Origin of the sequence: Micromonospora sp. (assembly GCF_048594385.1) — a bacterium.
In the GTDB taxonomy this organism is placed as follows: domain Bacteria; phylum Actinomycetota; class Actinomycetes; order Mycobacteriales; family Micromonosporaceae; genus Micromonospora; species Micromonospora wenchangensis.
The window spans coordinates 1-3,849 of record NZ_JBMDWU010000566.1 but is presented as its reverse complement, the minus strand read 5'-3'; the positions used below and the strand labels follow the sequence as shown (position 1 = coordinate 3,849).

Annotated in this window: 4 protein-coding genes; 1 reads left to right on the top strand and 3 read right to left on the bottom strand. The window is 71.2% G+C overall.

Annotated features, from left to right (window positions below; translation table 11 throughout):
- The 3 genes from ACOJTC_RS29925 to ACOJTC_RS29915 form a co-directional block, all read right to left on the bottom strand.
- On the bottom strand, positions 1–493 hold a 493-nt coding region (locus ACOJTC_RS29925; protein ID WP_420119390.1), incomplete at its 3' end, for a tetratricopeptide repeat protein.
- The gene (locus ACOJTC_RS29920) at positions 483–2,738 is read right to left on the bottom strand and encodes a CHAT domain-containing protein (RefSeq protein ID WP_420119389.1); all 2,256 of its coding nucleotides are present in this window, start codon (positions 2,736–2,738) and stop codon (positions 483–485) included. The genes ACOJTC_RS29925 and ACOJTC_RS29920, both read right to left, overlap by 11 nt.
- 30 nt (positions 2,739–2,768) lie before the next feature.
- On the bottom strand, positions 2,769–3,098 hold the full coding sequence (locus ACOJTC_RS29915; RefSeq protein WP_420119388.1) for a hypothetical protein: 330 nt from the start codon (positions 3,096–3,098) through the stop codon (positions 2,769–2,771).
- A gap of 283 nt (positions 3,099–3,381) precedes the next feature.
- Here ACOJTC_RS29915 and ACOJTC_RS29910 point away from each other — a divergent pair.
- On the top strand, positions 3,382–3,849 hold a 468-nt coding region (locus tag ACOJTC_RS29910), incomplete at its 3' end, for a tetratricopeptide repeat protein (protein ID WP_420119387.1).

The following is a 3,849-nucleotide window of genomic DNA, read 5'->3' as shown; positions in this document are numbered from 1 at the left end:
GGAAATGGTCCAGGGCGAGCTGCCGATCCCCCAGATTGTCGTACACGTGGCCGATGTTGCTGAGGGTGACAGCCTCGCCGGACCGGTCACCGACCTCCCGCTGGATGGGAAGAGCCTGGTGGTAGTGGTCCAGGGCTCGCCGCCGATCCCCCAACCCGTTGTACACGTGGCCGATGTTGTTGAGGGTGGCGGCTTCGTTGCCCCGGTCGCCGGCCTGCCGGTACATGGTCAGGGCCTGCTGGTAGTCCTCCAGCGCCGGCCGGGGCCGACCGGTCGACGACCGCGCCCAGCCACGCTGGTAGAAGGAGCCGGCGACCGCGCCCAGGGTCAGGGTCGCGGTGGCCATGGCCTCGACGGCGGCGAACCGCGAGGTACGCAGCCACACCCGACACACCCGGTCACCGACGTCCCGGGCGATCACCGGCTGCCGCCCGGCGACCGCGAGCCGGTGCACCTCGACCCAGCGGGCGAGGGTTCGCGGGTCAGTGGCCATCGGCGGCGGGGTCGAGGACCCAGAGTTGGTAGAGGGACCGGGCGGCGTCGGCGCATGCCTGGGTGTGTTCGTCGTCGGTGAGCAGGGGGCGGACGAGGGGGTGCAGGACGTTGGAGACGTAGTAGCGGGGCTGGCGGGTCTCGGGGTCGGTGCCCTCTTCGAGCAGGCCGAGTTCGACGGCCCGCTGGAGGTGCGCGGCGGCGTCGGGGTGCGGGTGCAGGGCATGGACGGTGGCGGAGGGTACGGGTAGTTCGACGATGTTGACCTTGGCGAGCATGCGGCGCAGTTCGAAGGGCTGGGAGTCGAGCAGGTTGTCGGCGAGGACGGTCTCGCGCCGGAACCGGTCGGCTTCGTTCTCGATGGCGGCGAGCAGGCCGTCGACGTCGAGGGTGGCATCGTCGACGATCCGGTTGAGCCAGTCGAGCAGGCGGGGGTTGCCCGCTGCGGCCTCGATCGCCCGGGTCCGTATGGTGGGGTTGATGGTGGATTCGGGGCGCAGCTTGGCCAGGTTGGCGATCTTCTTGGTCTGCTCTACGGGGGTCAGGGTCTCCAGGGCCTCGACGGCGAGGGTGGTGCCGGCCGGGGTGGGGAATCGGTAGCGGCTGGTGATGATGACGCGGCTCGGGCTGCCGGTGTCGCGGATGGCCGTGAGCAGGGCGGGCAGGATCTGGGCCATCGCCGGGGCGAGGACCCGGCTGCCGTCGTCGCGGGTGTCGAGGTTGCCGGTCTCGAAGTCGTCGAAGACGAACAGGCAGGGTGTCCCGCCGAGCGGCCCGTCGGCGTCGAGCAGGTACCGCAGCCGGGTCGGGAGGGAGACCTGTTCGTTGTCGAGGAGCTTGGCGACCTCGATGGTCTGGTCGACGTCGTCGAAGCGGATCTTGCTGGTCAGCTCGCGGAACTTGATGGCGTCGACCTGGCCGTACCAGACGGCGTGCTGGTGGGTGGGCATGCGTTCCAGGAGCCGGGAGGCGAGGCTGCTCTTGCCGAGCCCGCCCATGCCGGCCAGCAGCAGGCCCTGCGCCGCGCCGGGGGTGTCGGCGGGTTGCCGCAGGGCGCGCAGGCATCGTTGGATGACCCGCCGCCGGCCGACGAACTCGGCGCGGGACGCGACCCGGGACAGTTGGGTCTGCGGGTCCAGGAACTGCTGGTCGGCGGCCCGCACCTGCAACCGCCTGCGGCCCTTGGTGTGCAGCGGCGTGACCATGGGTGCCAGCGGGGACCGGTCAGCGTAGACCCGGAGCAGATGCCAGTAGCTGCTCTTGCGGTCGTGGAACAGGTGGCGGCGGGCTTCGACCACGGCTTGGTCCAACGAACCGCCGTCGGCCAGTGCCCGGTAAAGCTCAGCGGCGAAGTCGGTGGCGGAGACGTCCCCGACCGGCAGCGCCCAGCCCAGCACCGCAGGGGCACCAGCCTGCACCAGGCTTTCGCTCATCGACGGGAACACCCCGCCTTCCGGGGCGTCAGCGGTCAGGCAGCCGGAGACGAACACCAGCCTCGGCCAGTGTCCCTGCATCGCCTGGGCGATCTGGTCGGCCGTCGCACCGGTGGGCGCACCGAACTCGTCCTCCACCACGAAGACCGGCTTCCCGCCGTCGGTGGTGGCGTGCCCGCTCAGATGCAGCACGTCGAAGTGGCCGGGCCCGTAGTCGCGGCTGAGGAACCGGAGCCCCTCCAGGGTGCCGCTCTCCTCCACCACCAGATCGGTGCCGGTACGCCGCGTCGCGGCCAGGATCGCGGCCTCTTCCGCCTCGAAGTTGAGCACCGGCTCGACGCCTTCCGGCGAGGCCGCCATGAACAGCACCCGCAACGGCCGGTTGCCGGGCGTGACCGGGCCGGTGAGCTCCGCGTGTTCGCCGACCGTACGGACCGGCAACAGCGGTGCCCGCCCGGCCACGGTCAGGAAGGCACCATCCAGGGCGAGCAGTTCCCAGGGCAGGTGCCGCAGCCGCTGCTCGGCGGTGATCCGCAGCACCGCCCCGGCGGGATGGGCCAGCATCGGGGTCAGCCACCGCTCGTCGCCGTCCAGGAAATCCGCCAGCCGCGCCCCCAGCTCGGCCAGTCGGGTCGCGCCGTACACCTTCTGTGCGGCGGCGTCGGTGCTGTAGTCGCGGCGTACCAGGGTGATCAGCTCGTCGACCGCGGCCCGGTCCAGGCTGCGGGTCCGGGGCGACTGGCCGTCGGCGGACAGCCGCAGCTCGTAGTAGGTCGAGGTCTGCGCGAAGACCTCCAGGTCGAAGGTGCTCATCTGCCCGTCCCCGTCGTGGTGGTGGCCAGGTCAGCGCGGCCCGGTGCCGTCCTGCCGCATGGCGATCTCCAGCCGGGCCTGGCTGCCCTCGGCCAACTCGATCCGGGTGCCGTCGGGCAGCAGCACGGTGACCGCAGCGCCGTCCCGGCGGCGGGCACCCCACCACTCGGTGATCGTCTTGGCCGCACCGACCCCGGAGAACACCAGCCCGATCACCGCGATCACCATCTCGGCCGAACGCTGCACCTGCACCGGCGACACGCTGCCGTCGGGCCCCACGGCACCGACCAGCGCAGCCCGCAGCTCTGCCGCCCAGCTCGCGGCCTGCGCCCCGGAAACCTCCACTGTGGCATTCGCCATCGCCCGCACCCTCCCCCACACGCCTGGTCACACCGGCCCAGGACCGCCCCGCCCGCCCAGCCGGACGATCAACGGTACGGACCTTGGCGGCTACTGTACGTTTCATTCGCGTCCCGGGGCCGCTCGGAGAACCCGGCTCAGGTGACAGCTTCCCGACTCACCGACCGCGTCCCCGGTCAGCGGGGAAGGAGCAACGGCGACCGACGCCACTGCCCTCATGCCGGTGGTGTCACCGTCCTACCCTCGGCAACGGGAGTAGCAGGAAGAGCGAGGTGGACCGGCGATGGAGGATCACGAACGCCCTGTCAACCCTGCTGCGGCGACCACCATCGCCCGACGCGTGGAGGTGCATCGGCTCGCGGTCGCCGGCCGACAGCCGAACATCGCCCGGGACGTCGGTGACCGGGTGGGTCGGGTGTGGTTGCGTACCTCGCGGTTCGCCGCCGTCGAAGCCATGGCCACCGCGACCCTGACCCTGGGCCCGGACGCCGGCTCCTTCTACGACCGTGGTTGGGCGCGGTCGTCGACCGGTAGACCTAGGCCAGCGCTGGAGGACTACCAGCAGGCCCTGACCATGTACCAACAGGCTAGCCATCGGGGCAACGAAGCCGTCACCCTCAGCAACATCGGCAACGTGTACAACAGCCTCGGGGATCGGCAGCCGGCACTCGGACACTACCACCAAGCGCTACCCAACCAGCGGGACGACGGCGGCCGATCCGGCGCAGCCACCACCCTCAACAACCTCGGC